We start from the raw sequence: 20,033 nt of genomic DNA on the forward strand, positions 1-20,033 counted from the left end.
GCCGGACACACCCGCACCACCTAACCGCATCGCGGCCGCCCTTCGGGCTTAAGGTGGAAGGGACGTCGTGAATACAACAACGTTATCGGAAATTACTGTAAATGATTAAAATCATTATAAAAATAATATGACAAGATTGCTCACTTGATATTTGGAGATGAAGCTAAAATGATATTGGAAACTAGCAGACTTATTATTAGACCATTTGTAATAAATGATCTATCTGAGTTTGAAAAACTGCTAGATATCCCTGAAGTAATTGGTTGGCAAATGCAGAAAAGTAATTCTGAAGGATTTCTTAGCTGGCATATTACAAATTACATAAACATGGATATCATTAATGGCATTGTTTGTTTTGGGATATTTGACAAAGTAAATGGGAATGTTCTTGGATCGGTTGGAGCAGGTGAACACGATGATTTGCATGAGACAGAAATCTTCTATAATTTGCTTCCTGATACCAGAGGAAATGGATTTGCTACAGAAGCTACTAGAGCTGTTACGGAATGGGCTTATAGAGATTACAACATCCCCTATATCATAGGCACAGCCGCTGTTGATAACATTCGTTCTCAAAAAGTTTTAGAGAATTGTGGTTACAAGTTTATCGATATTAAGAAATTATTGGTTCATATAACAAATAAAGAATACGAGTTTAAGTATTATAGACTCTACCATGATAAGTGATGGTGAAGGGATAACAAAGCATTCACGCATCGAGCCAGCATTCGCTGTCCCTTGGTCTACAAGAGGCATTTCGGAGAAGTAGACTCAGCGGACAACCTTGCGAGGCTAAGTCTTCGACCCGGCGCTCCGCGCCTTAAGCCTCTCGGGCTCGTGATGCAACAACGTTAGATGAAATATGACTAGAACGAGGTGAAGACAATAATACATTTTGATCTCATATCTGATATTCATTTAGATTTTTGGGTGGAATATTCAAGTAATCATATAAAACAAAATCAAAGATTAGATAAGTTCGTGCATATAATTCTTCCTGAAGAGCCTTCAGAAGTTTTGGTGATAGCTGGTGATCTAGGTCACTTTAACAAACAAAATTTCATTTTTCTCGAAAAACTCAAGGAACATTATAAGTATATTCTGCTGGTAGCAGGGAATCACGACTACTATTTAGTTACTAAATCAATAAAAAACAAATACAAACGTAACTCAATACGTAGATTTCAAGAAATGAAAATAATGGCAGAACAAATACCTGAAGTATTATTTTTAGATGGGGATACAATTGAAATTGGCGGAATTACTTTTGGTGGTGCTGGAATGTGGTATGACTTTCAATATGGAATACATCAACTAAACATAGATGTTAATAAAATCTATGATAGTTGGAAGTCGATATCAAATGATTCTGTTTTAATAGAGGGATTACCGCGATTGGTTGAAGCAATGTTTTTGCAAGAGTTAACAAAACTCAAGAAGATACTTGATATTTCAGATGTGGTGGTTACTCATATTTCACCCGATTGGTCTAACGTTCCAATAGATAAGATAAATGATATTAGCAACAGCTTTTATTATTTTAACGGTAGAGAGTTATTATATAATCTAAATAGAAAAATCTGGTGTTTTGGTCATATTCATAGAAGAGTGGATTACATAAATGAAGGATGTAGACTTATAAATGCCTCTTTGGGTTATCCAGATGAGAATAATAATATACCGAAGAAGATTATGAGGGTAACTCATTGAAGAGTCATACATCACCTAACACCATATTCGAGCTGCGGGCCATAAGGCCCTTGATCTGCTAGTAGCATATTCGAAGAAGAAGAATCAGGCAGATACATCCATTCCCCAAAGATAAGAGCTATCTAAGGGGAATGGACGTCGCGAATACAACTACGTTAGGTGAAATCATACAAACATAGGAGATGAATATGAAACCACTAAAAAAAAGAAAAAAAGTTACTATTCTATTTGTAATATTTTTAATCTCCATAATTGTTATTTCACTTAATATATACTCAAAACCAGTAAGTGCAGTTCTAGTTGATTATTCAAGATTGAACAAGTTACACCGGATGTTTATATGGAACCAGACTTGCAAGATATAATAAAAGAAGAATTATTAAATTATGTGCAGACTTCGGTGGCTAAAATTTCAGATGTATTTGGTGACAGAGATTCTTATCCATATGTAATATATGTCGAATCGCAAAAATTTATCAGAAAATATGCGGAGAATTCAACAGGGCAAACTTATTATTATCCTTGGAAAAATTATATCGTAATTGGCCCTAGAGGGTTCAATGAGAATGTGATTTCTCATGAATTTACTCATGCAGAACTGAGAGATAGATTACACAATAAAAATAAAGTCCCAGTCTGGTTTGATGAAGGTTTGGCGGCAATGATTGACGGTAGATTTTCAAATAACGAAGCAATATGGAATCATATGACAAATGATGGAAAGTCCCCTATCGATTTCGATCTTTTGGACTCACATAAAGCATTTAATTACGGAACAATAGAGGCAAGTAATAATTACTATTTATCATGTCATGAAGTTACGAGGTGGTTTACAATCGTAGGGAAATCTGGACTCTTAAAATTAATAAATGAATTAAATCATGGAGAAAATTTTAAGGATCAATATAAATTGATAGAATTTGAAAGCAATAAATGATGACTATATGACATCGCCTAATACCATGTTCCCGCTGCGGTGCTAACGCCCCTTGGTCAGCCCGATGATATTCGGAGAAGTGGATTCAGGCAGACATATCCCCCTTAAGATAAGAGCTATCTAAGGGGGATGGACGTCGTGAACACACAAACGTTAGGCGAAACCGTCTAGACACTGAAGAAATAATTAAGAAAGGTGATTAAGATATATGAATGCAGTGCAAAGAAGTAAATGGGAAAAAATAAGATCTAAAGGAAGGAAGTATTTTCTTTTCTATAGGGGGTAATAGGTTGGGGCATACCAACGGCGGTCATATTTATTTTTTTTACTGAATTATTAGAGAATGATCACTCTGTTACCTTCAATCATTCCTTTTATATGTTCTTATAAAAAATTTTAATAATATTTCCTGTTTGTGGTTACTTTTGGGGGCTATGGGTGTGGAATCGGACTGAAAAAAATTATAAAAAAATTTAATCCTTCCAAGAACAATCTTAAGTGATAATTTATGAAACTAACAAAGAAAAAAACTATAAAAGATGATTAAAGGCTAATTATAATTATAGAAATTCGAAGAAGAGGTGACATCGCCTAATAATATATTCACGCTGCGGGCCATTCGGCCCTGGGTCTGCTAGAAGATAATTCGGGAAGATAAATCAAGCAGACAACCCTACGGGTTCGTGAATACAACAACGTTATTTGAAGTACCCTAATTGCGATATATGGAGGATCTGATAGGCATGGGTGCTACATACCAATTAATAAACTTATCAAAGAAAGAAGTTATTAATTACTCTCACCTACCGGCTTCAAAACTAACGGAAATCGTTGGGAATCCAGTCGCTTCCGCGATTACTACCTGGTACTTAATAAATAACATAGGCGATACTATTACATTTCTTTCTGAACTAGATGAATCTCCACAAGACATAGAGCACTATAAAGAAGTAACAGATAGAATAATCAATGATTTAATTCAGAATCAAATTCTAAAAGATGAAGGATTAATGTATGTAGATGAAGATGATCCTAGTATATATATTAGAAATTTAAAGAATATTTGGATTGACTGAGGGCAGGGTACTTCACATAACAATGTATTCATGCAGAGGAGCCTGTAGGCTCCTTGGATTGCCAGAAGGGAAGAAGCCATGAAGCAGATTCAGGCAATCACCCTGCGAGGCTAAGTCTACGACCCAGTCACTTTAGTCCTTTAAGCCTCTCGGGTTCGTGAATACAACAACGTTATAAGTAATCGGCGATGTATAAGAATTCGGGATTATAAGAATTAAGAGATAATTAATGAGAGGGAATTTATCTATATGAGTTTGATAATTAGTGTAATTCCAAAGCAAAGTATATTTATAGATACTAATGTTATGGAAGAGCAGATACTAGCACCACACAATAATTCATTTGGTTTTGAGTCATGCAGAAAAACTTTATGGGGAATTGATTTAATTAGAGAACTTGGATGTGAGAAGATATATTCTTTAAAAAGTATGGATATTTTTGTGTTTGATAGCGAAATAGAAAAACTAAGAAGCGAATTACTTATTTTGTTTGATAATTTAGATATTATAAAGCTACATACAATCTATGATAAAGACTTTATTGAATTTAGAATTAGAAATGCCTTGGAAATGATAAAGGTAATACTTGAAGAAAAAGATAAGGTTGGAATAGCGATTTGGTGAGTATGATTCGAGGAAGTCGCCGACATCGTATAACACCGCATTCACGCATAGGAGCCTGTCGGCTCCTTGTCCGCAAGAAGAATATCGGAGAAGTGAATCAGCGGACAACCCCGCACCGACTAAGCGCATCGCGCCCAGGCCCTTGACCTTTAAGCCAGTGAGGGTTCGTGAATATAACAACGTTATCTGCAATAGGGTATAGCACAATAACAAGGAGATCAGTTACCTATGAAGCTTAAAATTTTGTTTACAATGGCCATAATTATATTTCTTTGCTCCTGTGGGACTAAAGGTGCCACAAATGCCGCAGTTAATGGAAAAGACACTGATATTCCAGAACTAAATATTGTTATTAACAACTACTTTGAAAACTTTGACGATATAAACAATTGGAGTCCATATGCAACAGATGAGTTCGTTAGACGAGTATATTCGTGGTGTTCTAGCGACACCTCAGAAACAAAAAGTATTAAAGAAATGAAATCAATTTATTTTGAAATCAACAAAGATTCATTAAAATTGATCGGATATACAATTGAAGAAGTTCAGAAGGAAAGTTCAGATAAAGTAATAATCTTTGTTACAAGAGAATGGGAAAATGGACAAAAGGATCAAACTTACTATTCCTTCTTAAAAGTAAAGGGAAAATGGAAAGTCGATGACCGATTTTGAAGCTGCTTCAAAGAAGCACCCGACAATAGATAACACAATATTCACGCATCGGGCATTCGCGTGGACAAAGAATGATTGAGGGTAAATTCAGGGTTACAAACAGCTATGAACTACAAGTAGAAGCAATTGAAGAAATATTAAGAAGATATGATGCATGATAAATCAATGATGGCATTAACATCACCTAACATCGCATTCAACGCTGCGGATCGGCAATTCGACCCTTGTTTGCCCAAGCATTTCGAGGAAGTGAATCAGGCAGTAGACGTCCGTGAATGTGGAAACGTCAGACGAAATTGATAAACAATATTGATAAATGAAAGGAAGATAAACAAGATTTGAATATTTTATATTTACTATCAGCCCCTATGCACACAATCCTTTATCTTTTCATTATTATTGTTTGCATTCGATCCATATTTAGAGTAGATCTTTTAAGATGGACAAATCCCAGAATTTCTGCGAGATTACAAATTATTTCAGTATTTATAGGCAGAGTACTATGCTTAACGGCTACTGGAATTTGCATTTGGATTTCCATCCCATATTGGAAAGATGATTTTCTGTTGATAACAAAGAAGTATATCGTAACAGAAAGTTATCCTCTTGCTAAATACAATGAATCTAAAGATTTAAATGAATACGTTGTTTTTAATACTAAGACGTTAACATTTTTATTTGATTCAGAGATGGATATTGGTAAGAAATATGAAATTAAATACTTGCCTAACACTAATATTGAAATATACAGAAGAGAGATCAAATAACGATTGTGCTATTCGAAGATGCCACCAAGAGGGATATCTGAGAAGTAGAGTCAGGCGAAATTGATTCAAAGAGGTGAAGCTTTATGCTTATTGAAGCTGGGTATATTTTAGTTAAGGGTTCGACAGAGATTTCGAACGATTGCAGTTACTTGCCGAACCCATTTTTTTCTGCGAGTGATCACATTTGTGATTTCATACCAGGTTGTTGGGGTCATTCTTGGGTTAACAAGACTGAAAAAGAATATAGTCAAATTAGAAACTTGAATTTAGATAAAAGTACAGTAGAAAAAATTAATAAATGGATTGATTTAGAATTTGAGAAAGGGGAGTTAAGTTGGCTATTTTTATTTAACTCGGTACAATTAGCGAGTCAATTTTATAAGGAATTTATTAATACTTCGAATATAAAATTACTAGGTCTTGGTTTAAATAGATATGATGCAGATGAATTTATAGATGAATACAAGGACTATTATGATAATCAACCGAACTTGGGAAAGCCCGGATTGCTAACGAATGTAATGAAAGGTATTGAAATAGATGATTCTGGCGAATTTCTCGGTCATGAGGTATTAGGTCATGATATGGGGTTCTTTTCTTCATATGCATGTAATGATTTAGGAAAGGATTATATAAATAAATTAAAAATTAATATTAATGCTAATGGATTAATATATGACTATGAAGATGCGAAACAAACTTGCGAATACTGTTATAGCGATGAGTCAGGGGCGGAGCCTGCTTTTTGGCAACCTTGGTCAATATCACAGTACAATTTGTAAGCAACTAGAGGAAGGAATCAACTTCGCCTAACATTGCATTCAACGCTGTGGGCCGCAAACGGCAGCCGGTTCATGGTGGACCTTAAGGCGCTAGGACGTCGTGAATACAGGAACGTTAGCTGAAATTAGTGTAGAGCGTTTAAATACATGAAGGGCGTGAATCGATTGATTACTATTCGAACACAGATTGAGATCTCTGCTCCTATAAACCTTTGCTTTGATTTAGCCAGGGACATAGCTATTCATACTCAGACCGTTTGGAAACATACAAAGGAAATAGCAATTGGAGGGATCACAGCTGGTCCGATAGGTTATGGTCAAACCGTAATTTTCCAAGCAACTCATTTTCGTGTGAGGCAAACACTTACTTCAAAAATAACGAAATATGAAGAACCGTTTATGTTTGTAGATGAAATGCAAAAAGGCGCTTTTAAGACACTCAAACATATTCATGAATTCAAAGAAGTACAAGGAAAGACTTTAATGATCGATACCTTGCATTTTGAATCCCCATTTGGGTTTCTAGGAAAGATCGTTGAGAAGTTAATACTTGAGAGTTATATGAAGAGATTTATAGAATATCGAAATGAGCAATTAAAGAAGATTGCAGAAGAACATGTGAAAGAAGCTCGTGAGAACACTAATTTCTGATTACAACATTTTCACGAATTGGGGCATGCTGACTCCAAAATCTTTGGAGCCTTTAAGGTTGAACAACCTCGAAGGCTCCTTTTTCAATTCCCAATATTTTGAAAGGCTGATATACTGGAGGAGGAAATGAGATGTAAATACAGCTGAGTATACGTGACGAGAGAATCTTACCATGAAGTGAAAATTTGCGGAGACAATGGATTCCTGAAAAATCAATCATATAAAAGGGAGTACCTATTTATGATTATTAAAATGACACATTCAAACATACATGATTATAACAAATCAAACGAGAGCTTCACTGTTACTGGACGAATCATCCCTAAGTATGAAGACGGTATTTGGTCATATACTGAGGAGCTTTTCTCAGAACAATATAATAAGCAGTATGACAAGGAAGACCTCGAAATAAGTTATATAGATGATGAAAACAAAGCCATTTATCTTTATTATTTTGACGACAACTGTATTGGGCAAATAAAGCTTCGTACACATTGGAATGGCTATGCTTTTATAGAAGATATTTCGGTTGCCCAAAAAATGAGGGGCAAGGCTATTGGAGCTACATTATTAAACAAGGCAGCCGAGTGGGCAAAACAGAACAAATTAATAGGTCTTGTGCTTGAAACTCAGGATGTTAATCTTTTAGCTTGCCGATTTTATGCAAAAAACAATTTTATAATTGGTGCGGTGGATACTATGATCTATTCTAACTTCCCAACGGCTAATGAAAAAGCTATTTATTGGTATCAAAAATTTTGCTAGAAGGTTGGCGTGAGTAATACATACCGGGTTCGAAAGAAGCGAATAACTTCGACTAACACCATATTCACGCTGTGGGACTAAGCCTGACGACCCGTTCGACAGTGTGGCATCGGAAAAATTTGAAGAGAACATGAGAATTGCATCATTGAATTCAATTGAGGTTGTAGAAAACTTACTGATTTCACTAAGAAATGAGTCGTATAGTATTTCATAGATTCGGAGAAGTGGTTTCAGGCAGATAACCCTACGGGTTCGTGATTATAAGAACGTTATATGAAAATGTCGGCAAAAGATAAAAACCTCGAGAGTAGGGTAGCTGTGAAGAGTAAATGGCCATACATTTTCAATTTTATCTTGTTGCTGCTACCAACCGTCTTGTTGTTAGTGTTACTAATCTACCTTTTTCCCTATACTGGATTAGGAAGAATTATATCAATTCCAAGTACAATAATTATTAATTCTTTAATCATTTTACTCTGTTTAGTTATTACTAATAAAGTACTATGGATTAAAATCTCAAAGATTTTAATGACGATTGTAATAACGATATGGATAACAATTGCTGGTTACCCGCAAGAGTTTAACCAATCCGTATTAGTACAGAGCAAGAACGCAATTCACGCTATTCAAGCAATTGATAACATTACGAAAGAAGATCTAAATGTGGATGGAAACGTTAATAATCCAAGATATGTAGTAGCCTTGTACAAATATAGAAATGAAATACTCAATGATGGCACATATCAGCTTTATCAGCGAGATAATGTGTATTTTTATAATTATAGTATAAATGATGTAAATGAAATCAGTTCAAAATTGATCGGACATCATAAGGTCATGTGGTGGTATTTAAATGCATTATCGGAACCGGCAGCTTCGACCTTAAGCCTCTTGGGTTCGTGAATGTGGGAACGTTATACGAAATCATTGTATAAGACTCAAACTATAAAGAGACAAGGAGAGTTAACTTGATCCAAATCTTCGATATTAGGAAAAAACCACACTTATTAAAAGATGCTATAGATTACTTTTGGAATCAATGGGGTTCAGATTCGAATTACAACTTTTATCGTGATTGTATGGAAAGAGCGTCTGAAACACAGAGTGTGATATACCTGGATTTTATATAGCAATGGAAGGGAATAAGATCATCGGGTCCTATGCTCTGTTGAGAAGCGAATTAAATAGCAGACAAGACCTTTCTCCTTGGTTGGCTTGTCTTTTTGTTGAACCTGAATATAGGAGGAAGAACATAGGAGTGCAACTCCAGAACCACTCAATAAATCAAGTAAGGCTGAAGGGATATGAAAAACTGTATTTATGTACTGATTTAACTGATTATTATGAGAGAAATAACTGGAACCATATAGGTAAGGGCTACTCAATAGATGATAATGAAACAAGAATATATGAATATCAAATAAGGAACTAACGGCTGTGTAAGAACAACAAAGGAGAGATAATATGACTCATTTTCCTGTATTAGAAACAGAAAGATTGGTGCTAAGACAGCTAACACAAAACGATTCCATAGAAATTTTTCAATACTTCTCTTTGGATGAAGTTACGAAGTTTTATGATTTGGAGAGTTTTACAAATATTGAACAAGCAGAAGAACTAATTCAAAAATGGAATCAAAGATTTGAAAGTAATCAAGCCATTCGCTGGGGAATCACTTTGAAGTCGGAAAACAAGGTAATTGGAACATGTGGATTTCATGGTTGGATGAAAAATCATTATAAAGCGGAAATCGGATATGAATTAACACCAAAATATTGGCGACAAGGTTTTATGACTGAGGTAATTGAAAAGGTTATAGAATATGGATTTAATGATCTTGGATTAAACCGAATTGAAGCATTTGTAGAGCCAGGGAATATGGGATCAAGAAAGGTGCTTGGGAAAATTGAATTCACTGAAGAAGGGACTTTGAAGGAACATTTTTATTGGAGAAATCGGTTTGTGGACACTGTGATATATGCATTACTTAAGAAAGACTATAAAGTGCATTAATTAGTGGGCTTCATTAAAAAGGGGTCACTTCGCCTAACAAGGTATCTACAATGTGGGACATTCGCCTATTGCTGTACCAGAAGAAGTAATACAATCATAAAATTCTAGGGAGGGAATAGACTTGTCAGAAACCGAGAAAGTTCTTACTGGTGGGAATATAAATAAGGTCGTGAAAGTAGGGAATACAGTTCGTCGGGAGGCTAATTCCAATCCTTATGTGTATGAATTGCTAATACACCTTGAAAAGGAAGGTTATCCCTATTCACCTAGATATTTAGGATTGGATGAAAAGAATAGAGAGATTCTATCTTACCTTGAAGGAGTAGTTCCGGGGAATATCTACCCTGAAATTGAAGGATACATGTGGTCGGATGAGGTTTTATACGAACTTGCCAAACTCTTAAGAAGATATCATGACGTAACTGTTGGGTTTATACCTACTTCGAAATCTAAAAATGAATATCCAGTGAGGTCTTTACATGAAGTCGTTTGCCACAATGATGCTGCTTTGTATAACGTTGTGTTTAAAGACAAACTTCCTGTAGGGATCATCGATTTTGACATGGCTGGGCCAGGTCCTCGTATTTGGGACATTGTTTACACTTTATATACATCTGTTCCACTTGCAGAGTTTGAACCAAGTCAAAATAACCACGAAGTTGAAAGATATAACAGAGAGAGTCATGCATCAGTAAGGAAAAGGCGTATAGAACTATTTTTTGATTCCTACGGATTGGATGTTCCAAAAGACCTTAAGGAGTGGGTAATTTCCCGTATTAAATTCATGTGTACTACATTATCTGAACGTGCTGCATCCGGAGATCTCGCATTTATTAAATTAGTTGAGGAAGGTCATCTTACTCATTATGAGAAAGAAATTGAGTTTCTTGAAAAACATTTTGATGACTGGATGTAATAATAGAAGGAATTATATTGTACCTTAAGTGAAATTACCGATGAAGGAGAATTCAATGGAGTTTACATTAATAAAAAAAGAAGATAAGAGGCATGAGAAGAATTAATGGTCAATCTGAACGATCTGGGCAGATTTGGAGAAGTAGATACGGCAAACAACCCTAGCAGGTTCATGAATACCAGAACGTTAGGTGGAATCACTTGAAACACTAAAGAAAGGAGTTTTCAATGAAGTATCCATTAATAGTTTTGGATTTAGATGGAACGCTCCTCAACTCTGATAAACAAATCACGGAGCGTAATTATAACGCTATCATCGCCTGTTCTAAGCAGGGTATAAAATTCATATTTGCAACCGCCCGTCCACCAAGAGCAGTCCGCACGTTTTTACAAGATGAATTGCTGAGTATGGGGTCATTTATTTATTATAATGGTGCTTATATTAGTTGTAACTATACTGGCATTCATCATCATGAACCTATTGAATCGCTCCTCACATCTGAAGTTTTGGATTATTGTTTAAATTGTAATCCGGAACTAGATCTCAGTATAGAAGTGATGGATGAATGGATGAGCTTAAGGGAATATGACTACACAACACTTATGAAAGTTAAAGGAAATCCAATTGTTAAATCATTAGCAGAACTCAAAAGTTATAAAGCAACAAAAATACTTTTCTCTGGAAACATAGATACAAATTCATTTATAGAGAAATTTGAAGCAAAGTTAAACATTTTGGTTACAGACAAAGGAAAACTAGTTCAAATCTCTTCAATTAAGGCATCTAAAGAAAATGCTGTAGCTATTTTATGTAAGAGGCTGAATATCTCTCTTGATAATGTAATGGTATTTGGAGATGATTTTAATGATGTTGGGTTATTTAGGATTTGTGGATGGCCTGTAGCAATGGCTAATGCGATTGAAGAACTGAAAGAACTATCAAAAGATATTTCTGAAACTAATGATAATGATGGAGTGGCAAAAATATTAGAAAAGATTTTGTGAGCAACTCAAGATTATTCAATAGATTTCTATAATAAATTAGGATTGAAATTATTACTAGAAGAGTGGGGGAATTAATAGGTTAAGAACGAAATAACCTGAAAGGATTGATTAAATGCCATCTCATGAATTTATAGTTGGTGAAGAACAAGTTTCATTAGTTGATGTCTCATGGAATGAAAAGAGAGTTGTAATAAATGGACTTGAGGCTACGCCTCAGGCATCAATTGATGATGAACTTATAAATTATTTTAATGATTCATTGGAATGGATTAAATCTAGAGGTCCCAGTGAATCTTTCTCAGGATATGGATTAGACCGATATGGATATACAATTATTCGAGATAAAGAAAGTCTAGTCACTTTTAAGAATATTATTTCTTCTTGGAAGGATCTATTTGATAACGCACCCAAAGATCTTATTATTACTGGGAACTACGGTTGGGAAGCTGGCACTGACGTTGGCCATTATGAAAAGATATCATTTAACAGGATTGAATTAATAGGTTCACTAAACAAATTAATAGAAGTAATAGAAAATGCACTGAAAACAAATCAATGTGTAATACATCTTGGGATTTAATAAAAGATTGATCTTTAAGCATTCCAAAGAAGCAGGTTACTTCGTATAGCAATGTATTCATGCATTGGCAGGCAAGCTGCATGGGTCCCGGAAGTGGATTCGAAGAAGTGATTGCAGGGATACAACCGCACCAACTAACCGCAGCGCGGCCGCCACTTCGTAGCTTTAGGTGATGGGACCTCACTTTGAAATCACAGTAATGAATATTTTTATGAATGTTTATCCAGGAGGTAATAATGACAACATATATTTACTTTGTTAGGCATAGCGAATCATCCAAATCAGAAGGAAATGAACGAACTCGAGGATTAACTGATAAGGGTAAGCTTGATTCCCGTAAAATAACGGAACTATTGAAGAATGAAGAAATTGATACTTTTATTTCAAGTCCTTATAGTCGCGCTATGATGACCATTGAGGAAGTAGCTCAACAAAGTGGTAAAGAGATTTTAGTGTTTGAAGATCTTAGAGAACTTGTATTTTCAAGAGAGGATATGGTTATTCCAGACAAAGAAGTATACTCACTCGTAAATAAAATGTTTATGGACCCAAACTATAAAGAACCTTATGGAGAGTCCATAAATGATTGCCAGCGGCGATCTGTAGCAAGATTGAAAGAAATAATAAAGAACTATAAGGGGCAGAAGATAGCGATAGGAACTCATGGATTGGTCATGACATTAATGATGAGGTATTTTGATGATCAATACGGGTATGAGTTTTTAATGAAAACATCAAAACCAGATGTATATAGGTTGGAGTTTAACGGTGAAGAATTAGTAAATACCCAAAGAATATATAAAAATGTAACTTGGGGGTGATTAAATGGATGAAATAGTCGTTATACATGGACTTAATAATGTACCAGACAATGATTTGGAGTTTGCAGTGATTTTTGCTAGGTATAAGAATCAATGGATTATTAGTCGACAGCAATATAAGAACACATGGGAAGTACAGGGCGGTCATCGGGAGTTAGGGGAGAATATTGAGTTTACAGGAGCAAGAGAATTGTATGAAGAATCTGGTGCCAAACAATTTAGAATTACTCCAATAACTGATTACTCTATGATAATACATGGAGGTAGAAGCTTTGGACGTCTCTTTTATGCGGACGTATATGTGATTTCTGAATTGCCTGGAGGACATGAAATAGAAGAAGTACGATTAGTAGACACATTTCCTGAGAATATGACATATGTACAAGTACACGAATTACTTTTTATGACCATCAAGGATAACAATAAAGATGAAAACAAAAGATGGTACACATATGAAATACATAATAATATAATAACTTTGAGATAACTTGAAGAAGTTGACTATTACAGAGAAATTCACAGTATAAATGAAATGCTGATACCAGGACGTTCTCAGAAATGGCCAAAGAAAATACTTATAAATAAGGGTGAATCATAAAGATAATGTTACTCCCAACTGGTATCACTGGATTCGGATCGCCGAAACGTTCAATAACCTCTATGGAATTTTTGCAACTATGTTTTCATATAAAGATAATCTTTAACTATAAAGATTTTGAACATATGAATACTTATAGTACCAACTACTATGTTGGCAGATTTACCTCAGAGGATAATAAACTATTTATATTTATGAATAAATACTATCCTTATGTAACTACTGCAGACAGCTACGAGTTTGGAAATATAAGTTTTGTTGAGAATTCAGACATCAAATCATGTATCGATAGTTTGGAATATAGATTTGTTGATTCCATAGATGCAGAATACAATATATACAAGTATTTGGAAGTCGAGCAGCTTAATTCATTAATGACTTATGAACAAATAAGCAATTTGCATGAAGATGAACAAAATCAAATGAAGTATTGGAAACCTCAAACAATAAAAGAGATTATTTTTAATAATTGGGATTGAGTGAATAAGTCATTCTCATCTGATAACAACATAAGTACGTCTTCTAAGATCTGAAATAATCGAAAGGGGTAAAAATGAAATTCACCTATACGCTTACCAATATAGGTTGGGGGGATGTTTATCTTAAAATCGGACAAACTGAAATTTATATGGAAACCTCTTATCTATCGGAACCATTAATTGATCTCGTGCGATCAGTAGAATGTCTTATTCCCAGTCTCAATGAACCGGATGAAGCAAGAGATGTCGTTACGTTTGATTGGGACTCTGAACCTGCAATACATAGATGGAGAATTACAAAGGTAGCTAATACGAAAATACGAATTGAAATAAAACTTTTTGAAGATGGAATAAAGACAAACTCAGGAGAATTATTACTAAGTGAAGAATGTGACCTAATGGAATTTATACAAGAACTAGTCGAAGCACTAGAAATGCTCTTAAAGAATCATGGATTAGTTGGATCAATTTCCGACTCACGTAAAAGAGATAAATGAATGGATCGAAAACATAGAGTCAAATTTGAGCGATGAACTAACGTTAATTAAGAAGAGTATTTTATGAGAATTCATATTTCGATGATCAATAGACTAGAAGATACAGGAGGTATCAGAGTGATATGCTTGAAATAGTGGAGCGCTGCAGTACAGACAGGGGAGAAATTCAACTTCAAAGAAGAGGTGAACATTATGAAATCATCTATAATGGTACCTTTCTTATGTCGACTTATAATGGAGAATCTGAGAGATTACTAGTAAAAGCAGCAATGGATCGATGTGATAATGTCAGTAGTGTACTGATTGGGGGTCTAGGCGTAGGGTTCTCATTGGCTGAATCATTACTATATCCCAAAGTTGAAAAAGTTGATGTAGTAGAAATTGAAACTGTTATTATAAAATGGAACAAAGAACATCTTAAAACATTTTCTTCATCTGCACTGGATGATCCGCGGACCCACATAATTAATACAGATCTCATTAAATGGATTTATAGTACAGACAACAAATACGATGTTATTTGTTTGGATATTGATAATGGTCCAGACTGGATTGTATCTAACTCAAACAGTAACTTGTATGCAGATCATGGAATTAATGAGCTTGTAAGATTGTTAAATCCAGGAGGCGTTATTTCGTTTTGGAGTGCTAATGAATCATCAGATTTTCTGGAGAAATTAAAAGAATTATTTGAAACAGTAGAAGTAATCCTAATTCCTCAAAAGTTAGGCGAACCCGATTATGTTTATCTAAGTAAATCTCCTAGAGCGAATCTGGCGCAAAGTTCCACAATTCTTCCTTAGCGGTTAATTAGTAAACATGCTATATTATGACAGAAAGGGTTGAAAGCCCTTACTTATTCAGATACGGGTGATCATTCCATGATCCCATGACGAAGAGAGGAAGAGGCTGCATGCGGCGAATACTATCGAGATTAAAGTTAAATACGCTGCGGAATCAAATGCTGCTCGGTTTTCTCGCTGTTATGCTCATTATCCTGACGTTCGTCGGGGGGATTACGTTCCATTCAGTCTCGACAATGCTTAAGAACAACGCGGAGAAGCATATTCAGCAAACCGCGATTCAGGCCAACGGCCGCCTAGAGGGCATTATTGAACAGATCAATTCTCTGACAACCCTGGTATCGACCAATGAGTATATCCAGCATTTGCTTTTACGTGATATAGAGGGCCAGCCGGCTACCTTTGCGGAGCGGCAGGCGCTACCACCCATCATCAATCTGGTCCAACTGTATACGGACGGCATCAAATCTGTGGAGCTTTATAAGAATGACGGAGCGAGATTGTACCCTCTCGACGGCAGCAGCCTGAGAGATAAGGTGCCAGAGGATTGGATTAAGCTGGCGACAGGGAAGAAAGGGGGCCTCGTCTGGTTCGGCATTGATCCGCTCGATACCACATCGGTTTTGGCAATTCGGCAGATCAGCCTCATCGATCGGCATTTCTCAACAGGAGGGTATTTGCTCATTCGCTCAGACCGCAGCAAGTTTGCGTTGAAAGGCTCCTTGTCTGGAGAGGGAGAAGAGGATGCAGAAACGGTCTTACTCTTAGGTTCTGACGGCCAGTTCATTACGTCCAATGATGACACCATTTCGCAAAAGACAGCGGCCACGCTGTTGGAGGGGGCCAACGATCATGTCGCATCGATCGGCAATCACTCTTTTATCGTCGTCAAACAACGGTCTTCCGTAACTGGATGGACGCTGCTTATACTAACCCCAGTTAACGTTATCACCAAAGGAATATCGGTCTTGCGGACGACCATTGTTGTATCGGCCATCATGGGTACCTTGCTGTTCACCTTGCTCTCTTTTTTCCTGTCTACGCTCATCACCCGGCCTGTGTTCAAGCTGATCAAAGCCATGAGAGATACCCGTCTTGGCATTCTGAAGCCCATCGACAATGTGTCGTTCACTATGGAAATTCAGGAACTGAATTATTCCTATAACAAAATGGTGGATAACATCAACGAACTGATCCAGTTGGTTTATGAGAAAGAGGTATCCCGGAGCCATACGGAGTTAAAAGCACTCCAAGCTCAGATTAATCCGCATTTTCTGTTCAATTCTCTGGATGTTCTGCACTGGTCGTTATTGGAAAAGGATGAAGACCAACTGGCCGGATATGTTGTCGCCATGTCTGATTTATTCCGGTATACCATCACTGGGGCGAGTAAAGGGGGATGGGTGACGCTGCGCGACGAATTGGAGCATGTGAAGCGATATTTGCTTATCATGAAGATGCGATTTGAAGACCGACTGGTTTGGGAAATTGAGGCTCCTCCCGAATTTGGAGAGGTGGAGCTACCTCGACTGTTGCTGCAACCGCTCGTGGAGAATGCTATATTGCATGGAGTCGAGAGCAAGATTGAACCCGGCTTAGTAAAGCTGACGGTCACTCGTGACGGAGAACGGATTGTCATTATGGTGGAAGACGACGGGGTGGGAATGGACGAGGAAAAGCTACGCACCCTTCTGGAAGGGCTGGATAGTGGAAAGGTATCTTCTTCTAAAGATTCTGGTCTTGGAATCGCCAATGTGCAGAAGAGGCTTCAACTATTTTTTTCGGGAAAGAACGAGCAGAGCGCGGTGATGGCTATTGATAGCCGAAAAGGCCAAGGCACTCGTATAAGTATCCAAATTCCTGTCCGAGGAGGCAGAACGCTATGAGGAGCCGAACGATTCTTATCGTCGAAGATGAACCGAGATCGAGAGAAGGAATGAAGAAAATACTTGGGGTATGGGCAGCCGGTCAATATGAGATCCTAACGGCAAGCAATGGGGTGGCCGCTATGCAAATTCTTGAGGAGATTCCCGTGGAACTTATGATAACGGACATCCGCATGCCTGAAATGAGCGGTCTTGCTCTGGTTAGTCAAATGAGGGAGAAAAGGATCCAGCGTCAGCCATCCGTTATTCTCATCTCCGGACATGCTGAGTTCGAGTATGCTCAGCAAGCGATTCATTTATCCGTAGTAGACTATTTGCTCAAGCCGGCTAGCCGGGAAAAGCTGATCGAATCCGTGGAGAATGCCCTGAAGGCAGGCGAAGAGCAGGAAAATATCATCTTCATGCGGAAGATGACCGATCCTCAATTAATGGCCGTTAGGGAAGAAGAAGCCTCATTAAGCGATCCGATTCGCCAGGCGATAGACTATATGGAAATGCATATCATGGAGCCGATCAGCCTGCAGGAAGTCGCCGGACATGTACATCTGAACGGGAGTTATTTCAGCGCACTTTTCAAAGAGCAATGCCAGATGAATTTTAGTGAATACGTTGCTCGCAGAAAATTGCAGAAAGCGAAAGAAATGTTGCTGAAGACGAATCTGCCCATAGCGGAAATAGCAAGTCGCACCGGTTATCAAACCGTCAAATATTTTAACAAGCTGTTCAAGGAGTACGAAGGAATGAGTCCGGGGCGGTATCGAACGATGAGGAACGGAATGGAAGGGCATGTCCAGTAAATGTTCATGGATCTAGTAGACAAATGGAGACACCAAGGTAGAAATCTCTTGGTGTCTTTTTTATGCCATGTACGGAACGAAATCCAAAAATAGTGGAAGTTTCCCTATAAATAGGATCCTTATGTCTGAGAGCCATAGGCATTATACTATGTATGCGGTTACATAAAATCGTGGATTCAATATAAAAAGGGGAGGCAAAGTATGAAAAGTATGAAACGTGTTTTAGCGGGGGTTTCTACGCTGGTCTTGATGTCATCTGCTCTAGCAGCATGTGGAGGCAACTCAAACTCATCTAACGCAAACGCAACTACAGCTCCAGCAGCCACAACAGCAGCAGAGGCTACAACAGCACCAGCAGCCGGAACTGGTGAAAAAGTCACCATCAATCTCTATAGCTTCACGGATGAGATTCCGAACATGACCAAAAAGTATATGGAAGTCCACCCTGAGGCGAATGTAGAGTTCAAAACTACGATTGTCGCAACTACAGATGGAGCCTATCAGCCAGCTCTTGACCAGGCCCTGGCCGCTGGCGGAAAAGATGCACCGGATATATATGCAGCTGAAGGGGCGTTCGTACTCAAATATACACAAGGCGATGCATCCACTTTTGCCGCCAACTATGCTGACCTCGGTCTTGACGACCAACTGGTTAAGGACGCAGGCATTGCTCAATATTCTGTAGATATCGGCAGCAAAGACGGCCAGCTGAAAGGTCTTGGCTATCAGGCAACAGGTGGAGCCTTTATCTATCGCCGCTCGCTTGCCAAGGAAGTATTTGGAACAGATGACCCGGCTGCTATCAAGACTGAAATCGGTCCAGGCTGGGATAAATTCTTCAGTGCAGCTGAAAAGCTGAAAGCTAAAGGATATGCCGCAGTTTCCGGCGACGGCGATGTTTGGCACGCGGTCGAAAACAGTTCTGACAAAGGCTGGATTGTCGATGGCAAGTTGCATATTGATCCGAAGCGTGAAGAATTCCTTGATCTCTCCAAGAAGCTGAAAGACAATGGCTACTACAACGATACGACAGATTGGCAAGAAGCCTGGTTCGCCGATATGAACGGCACTGGCACAAAACCGGTCTTCGGTTTCTTCGGTCCTGCTTGGCTCATTAACTATACGTTTAAGGACCATGCAAAGGATACAGCCGGTGACTGGGCAGTTACTGAGCCGCCAACAGGCTTCTTCTGGGGAGGCACCTGGTTGCTCGCTAACAAAGACGTAACCAAGGACGATGCCAAGAAACAAGCTGTTGCAGACTTCATCAAGTGGGTAACGCTCGATACTTCTGAAACCGGACTCCAGTACAACTGGGCTAACGGAACGATGAAAGATGGCGAGCAAGGTACGAAGGACAGCGTTGCTTCCTCCGTTGTTATGGATAAATCTAATGGCGAAATAGCAATGCTTGGCGGACAGAACATGTTCGACATCTTTGTTCCGGCTAACGCCAACGCTTCCGGCAACAACTTGACCGCATTCGACGAAACGATCAACAAGCTCTGGCGTGATCAAGTACGCGAATATACTGCAGGCAACAAGGACCGTGCTAAAGCGATCGAAACTTTCAAACAGCAAGTCAAAGATCAACTTAATATCGATAGCGAATAAAAAGCAATCGAAGGGGCGGGGGAGTCATCCCGCCCCTTCAT

24 protein-coding genes are annotated in these 20,033 nt (G+C 37.7%); all 24 read left to right on the forward strand.

From position 1 onward, the window contains the following. Positions 1 to 144: 144 nt before the first annotated feature. The 24 genes from GJB61_RS24145 to GJB61_RS24255 all read left to right on the forward strand — a co-directional run bounded on the left by GJB61_RS24145 (position 145) and on the right by GJB61_RS24255 (position 19,992). Complete coding sequence (locus GJB61_RS24145; protein WP_229522418.1) at positions 145 to 687, forward strand: GNAT family N-acetyltransferase; 543 nt, start codon at positions 145 to 147, stop codon at positions 685 to 687. Positions 688 to 876: 189 nt separating this feature from the next. Then, the gene (locus GJB61_RS24150; RefSeq protein WP_154121595.1) at positions 877 to 1,710 is read left to right on the forward strand and encodes a metallophosphoesterase; all 834 of its coding nucleotides are present in this window, start codon (positions 877 to 879) and stop codon (positions 1,708 to 1,710) included. Positions 1,711 to 2,050: 340 nt separating this feature from the next. Then, entirely contained in the window at positions 2,051 to 2,647 is a 597-nt protein-coding gene (locus tag GJB61_RS24155) for a hypothetical protein (RefSeq protein WP_154121596.1), read from the forward strand. 743 nt (positions 2,648 to 3,390) lie between these two features. Beyond that, positions 3,391 to 3,723, forward strand: a complete 333-nt coding sequence (locus GJB61_RS24160) for a hypothetical protein (protein ID WP_154121597.1) — start codon at positions 3,391 to 3,393, stop codon at positions 3,721 to 3,723. A gap of 249 nt (positions 3,724 to 3,972) precedes the next feature. After that, positions 3,973 to 4,347, forward strand: a complete 375-nt coding sequence (locus tag GJB61_RS24165; protein WP_154121598.1) for a hypothetical protein — start codon at positions 3,973 to 3,975, stop codon at positions 4,345 to 4,347. Positions 4,348 to 4,575: 228 nt separating this feature from the next. Continuing rightward, positions 4,576 to 5,019 (forward strand): hypothetical protein, encoded by a 444-nt coding sequence (locus GJB61_RS24170; RefSeq protein ID WP_154121599.1) that lies wholly within the window; start codon positions 4,576 to 4,578, stop codon positions 5,017 to 5,019. Between the two features lie 165 nt (positions 5,020 to 5,184). Beyond that, positions 5,185 to 5,319 (forward strand): hypothetical protein, encoded by a 135-nt coding sequence (locus GJB61_RS32255; protein WP_267490841.1) that lies wholly within the window; start codon positions 5,185 to 5,187, stop codon positions 5,317 to 5,319. A 550-nt stretch (positions 5,320 to 5,869) separates the two neighbouring features. Further along, complete coding sequence (locus tag GJB61_RS24175; RefSeq protein ID WP_154121600.1) at positions 5,870 to 6,568, forward strand: hypothetical protein; 699 nt, start codon at positions 5,870 to 5,872, stop codon at positions 6,566 to 6,568. A 147-nt stretch (positions 6,569 to 6,715) separates the two neighbouring features. Continuing rightward, entirely contained in the window at positions 6,716 to 7,219 is a 504-nt protein-coding gene (locus tag GJB61_RS24180) for an SRPBCC family protein (RefSeq protein WP_229522419.1), read from the forward strand. Between the two features lie 240 nt (positions 7,220 to 7,459). Next, the gene (locus GJB61_RS24185) at positions 7,460 to 7,984 is read left to right on the forward strand and encodes a GNAT family N-acetyltransferase (protein ID WP_154121601.1); all 525 of its coding nucleotides are present in this window, start codon (positions 7,460 to 7,462) and stop codon (positions 7,982 to 7,984) included. A gap of 354 nt (positions 7,985 to 8,338) precedes the next feature. After that, the gene (locus tag GJB61_RS24190; protein WP_229522420.1) at positions 8,339 to 8,887 is read left to right on the forward strand and encodes a hypothetical protein; all 549 of its coding nucleotides are present in this window, start codon (positions 8,339 to 8,341) and stop codon (positions 8,885 to 8,887) included. Positions 8,888 to 9,116: 229 nt separating this feature from the next. Then, positions 9,117 to 9,416 carry a GNAT family N-acetyltransferase gene (locus GJB61_RS31920; protein ID WP_229522421.1) on the forward strand — a complete coding sequence of 100 codons (300 nt, stop codon included), beginning with the start codon at positions 9,117 to 9,119 and terminating at the stop codon, positions 9,414 to 9,416. Between the two features lie 32 nt (positions 9,417 to 9,448). Then, on the forward strand, positions 9,449 to 9,997 hold the full coding sequence (locus GJB61_RS24200; protein WP_154121603.1) for a GNAT family N-acetyltransferase: 549 nt from the start codon (positions 9,449 to 9,451) through the stop codon (positions 9,995 to 9,997). 121 nt (positions 9,998 to 10,118) lie between these two features. Further along, positions 10,119 to 10,913, forward strand: coding sequence for an aminoglycoside phosphotransferase family protein (locus GJB61_RS24205; RefSeq protein ID WP_154121604.1), 795 nt, complete (start codon positions 10,119 to 10,121; stop codon positions 10,911 to 10,913). 227 nt (positions 10,914 to 11,140) lie between these two features. After that, on the forward strand, positions 11,141 to 11,917 hold the full coding sequence (locus GJB61_RS24210) for a Cof-type HAD-IIB family hydrolase (RefSeq protein ID WP_154121605.1): 777 nt from the start codon (positions 11,141 to 11,143) through the stop codon (positions 11,915 to 11,917). Positions 11,918 to 12,029: 112 nt separating this feature from the next. Next, positions 12,030 to 12,497, forward strand: a complete 468-nt coding sequence (locus GJB61_RS24215; protein WP_154121606.1) for a hypothetical protein — start codon at positions 12,030 to 12,032, stop codon at positions 12,495 to 12,497. A gap of 236 nt (positions 12,498 to 12,733) precedes the next feature. Then, the gene (locus tag GJB61_RS24220; protein ID WP_154121607.1) at positions 12,734 to 13,318 is read left to right on the forward strand and encodes a histidine phosphatase family protein; all 585 of its coding nucleotides are present in this window, start codon (positions 12,734 to 12,736) and stop codon (positions 13,316 to 13,318) included. A gap of 4 nt (positions 13,319 to 13,322) precedes the next feature. Beyond that, a complete protein-coding gene (locus GJB61_RS24225; RefSeq protein WP_195724456.1) occupies positions 13,323 to 13,805 on the forward strand; it encodes an NUDIX hydrolase in 483 nt (160 codons plus the stop codon). A gap of 236 nt (positions 13,806 to 14,041) precedes the next feature. After that, the gene (locus tag GJB61_RS24230) at positions 14,042 to 14,395 is read left to right on the forward strand and encodes a hypothetical protein (RefSeq protein ID WP_154121608.1); all 354 of its coding nucleotides are present in this window, start codon (positions 14,042 to 14,044) and stop codon (positions 14,393 to 14,395) included. 74 nt (positions 14,396 to 14,469) lie between these two features. Next, the gene (locus tag GJB61_RS24235; RefSeq protein WP_154121609.1) at positions 14,470 to 14,892 is read left to right on the forward strand and encodes a hypothetical protein; all 423 of its coding nucleotides are present in this window, start codon (positions 14,470 to 14,472) and stop codon (positions 14,890 to 14,892) included. Positions 14,893 to 15,014: 122 nt separating this feature from the next. Beyond that, positions 15,015 to 15,695, forward strand: coding sequence for a spermine/spermidine synthase domain-containing protein (locus GJB61_RS24240; protein WP_154121610.1), 681 nt, complete (start codon positions 15,015 to 15,017; stop codon positions 15,693 to 15,695). A gap of 110 nt (positions 15,696 to 15,805) precedes the next feature. Beyond that, complete coding sequence (locus tag GJB61_RS24245) at positions 15,806 to 17,581, forward strand: sensor histidine kinase (protein WP_154121611.1); 1,776 nt, start codon at positions 15,806 to 15,808, stop codon at positions 17,579 to 17,581. Further along, the gene (locus tag GJB61_RS24250; RefSeq protein WP_154121612.1) at positions 17,578 to 18,378 is read left to right on the forward strand and encodes a response regulator transcription factor; all 801 of its coding nucleotides are present in this window, start codon (positions 17,578 to 17,580) and stop codon (positions 18,376 to 18,378) included. The genes GJB61_RS24245 and GJB61_RS24250 overlap by 4 nt, the downstream gene beginning before the upstream one ends. A gap of 201 nt (positions 18,379 to 18,579) precedes the next feature. Further along, complete coding sequence (locus GJB61_RS24255; RefSeq protein ID WP_154121613.1) at positions 18,580 to 19,992, forward strand: ABC transporter substrate-binding protein; 1,413 nt, start codon at positions 18,580 to 18,582, stop codon at positions 19,990 to 19,992. The last annotated feature ends 41 nt before the right edge of the window (positions 19,993 to 20,033 follow it).

It is taken from the genome of Paenibacillus monticola (assembly GCF_009664975.1).
In the GTDB taxonomy this organism is placed as follows: domain Bacteria; phylum Bacillota; class Bacilli; order Paenibacillales; family Paenibacillaceae; genus Paenibacillus_AQ; species Paenibacillus_AQ monticola.

Coding starts and splice junctions, on each gene's coding strand:
- GJB61_RS24155 (WP_154121596.1), top strand. CDS start 2,051: ATGGAACCAGACTTGCAAGATATAATAAAAGAAGAATTATTAAATTAT.
- GJB61_RS24160 (WP_154121597.1), top strand. CDS start 3,391: ATGGGTGCTACATACCAATTAATAAACTTATCAAAGAAAGAAGTTATT.
- GJB61_RS24165 (WP_154121598.1), top strand. CDS start 3,973: ATGAGTTTGATAATTAGTGTAATTCCAAAGCAAAGTATATTTATAGAT.
- GJB61_RS24170 (WP_154121599.1), top strand. CDS start 4,576: ATGAAGCTTAAAATTTTGTTTACAATGGCCATAATTATATTTCTTTGC.
- GJB61_RS32255 (WP_267490841.1), top strand. CDS start 5,185: ATGATGGCATTAACATCACCTAACATCGCATTCAACGCTGCGGATCGG.
- GJB61_RS24175 (WP_154121600.1), top strand. CDS start 5,870: ATGCTTATTGAAGCTGGGTATATTTTAGTTAAGGGTTCGACAGAGATT.
- GJB61_RS24180 (WP_229522419.1), top strand. CDS start 6,716: ATGAAGGGCGTGAATCGATTGATTACTATTCGAACACAGATTGAGATC.
- GJB61_RS24185 (WP_154121601.1), top strand. CDS start 7,460: ATGATTATTAAAATGACACATTCAAACATACATGATTATAACAAATCA.
- GJB61_RS31920 (WP_229522421.1), top strand. CDS start 9,117: ATGGAAGGGAATAAGATCATCGGGTCCTATGCTCTGTTGAGAAGCGAA.
- GJB61_RS24200 (WP_154121603.1), top strand. CDS start 9,449: ATGACTCATTTTCCTGTATTAGAAACAGAAAGATTGGTGCTAAGACAG.
- GJB61_RS24210 (WP_154121605.1), top strand. CDS start 11,141: ATGAAGTATCCATTAATAGTTTTGGATTTAGATGGAACGCTCCTCAAC.
- GJB61_RS24215 (WP_154121606.1), top strand. CDS start 12,030: ATGCCATCTCATGAATTTATAGTTGGTGAAGAACAAGTTTCATTAGTT.
- GJB61_RS24220 (WP_154121607.1), top strand. CDS start 12,734: ATGACAACATATATTTACTTTGTTAGGCATAGCGAATCATCCAAATCA.
- GJB61_RS24225 (WP_195724456.1), top strand. CDS start 13,323: ATGGATGAAATAGTCGTTATACATGGACTTAATAATGTACCAGACAAT.
- GJB61_RS24230 (WP_154121608.1), top strand. CDS start 14,042: ATGAATACTTATAGTACCAACTACTATGTTGGCAGATTTACCTCAGAG.
- GJB61_RS24235 (WP_154121609.1), top strand. CDS start 14,470: ATGAAATTCACCTATACGCTTACCAATATAGGTTGGGGGGATGTTTAT.
- GJB61_RS24240 (WP_154121610.1), top strand. CDS start 15,015: ATGCTTGAAATAGTGGAGCGCTGCAGTACAGACAGGGGAGAAATTCAA.
- GJB61_RS24245 (WP_154121611.1), top strand. CDS start 15,806: ATGCGGCGAATACTATCGAGATTAAAGTTAAATACGCTGCGGAATCAA.
- GJB61_RS24250 (WP_154121612.1), top strand. CDS start 17,578: ATGAGGAGCCGAACGATTCTTATCGTCGAAGATGAACCGAGATCGAGA.
- GJB61_RS24255 (WP_154121613.1), top strand. CDS start 18,580: ATGAAAAGTATGAAACGTGTTTTAGCGGGGGTTTCTACGCTGGTCTTG.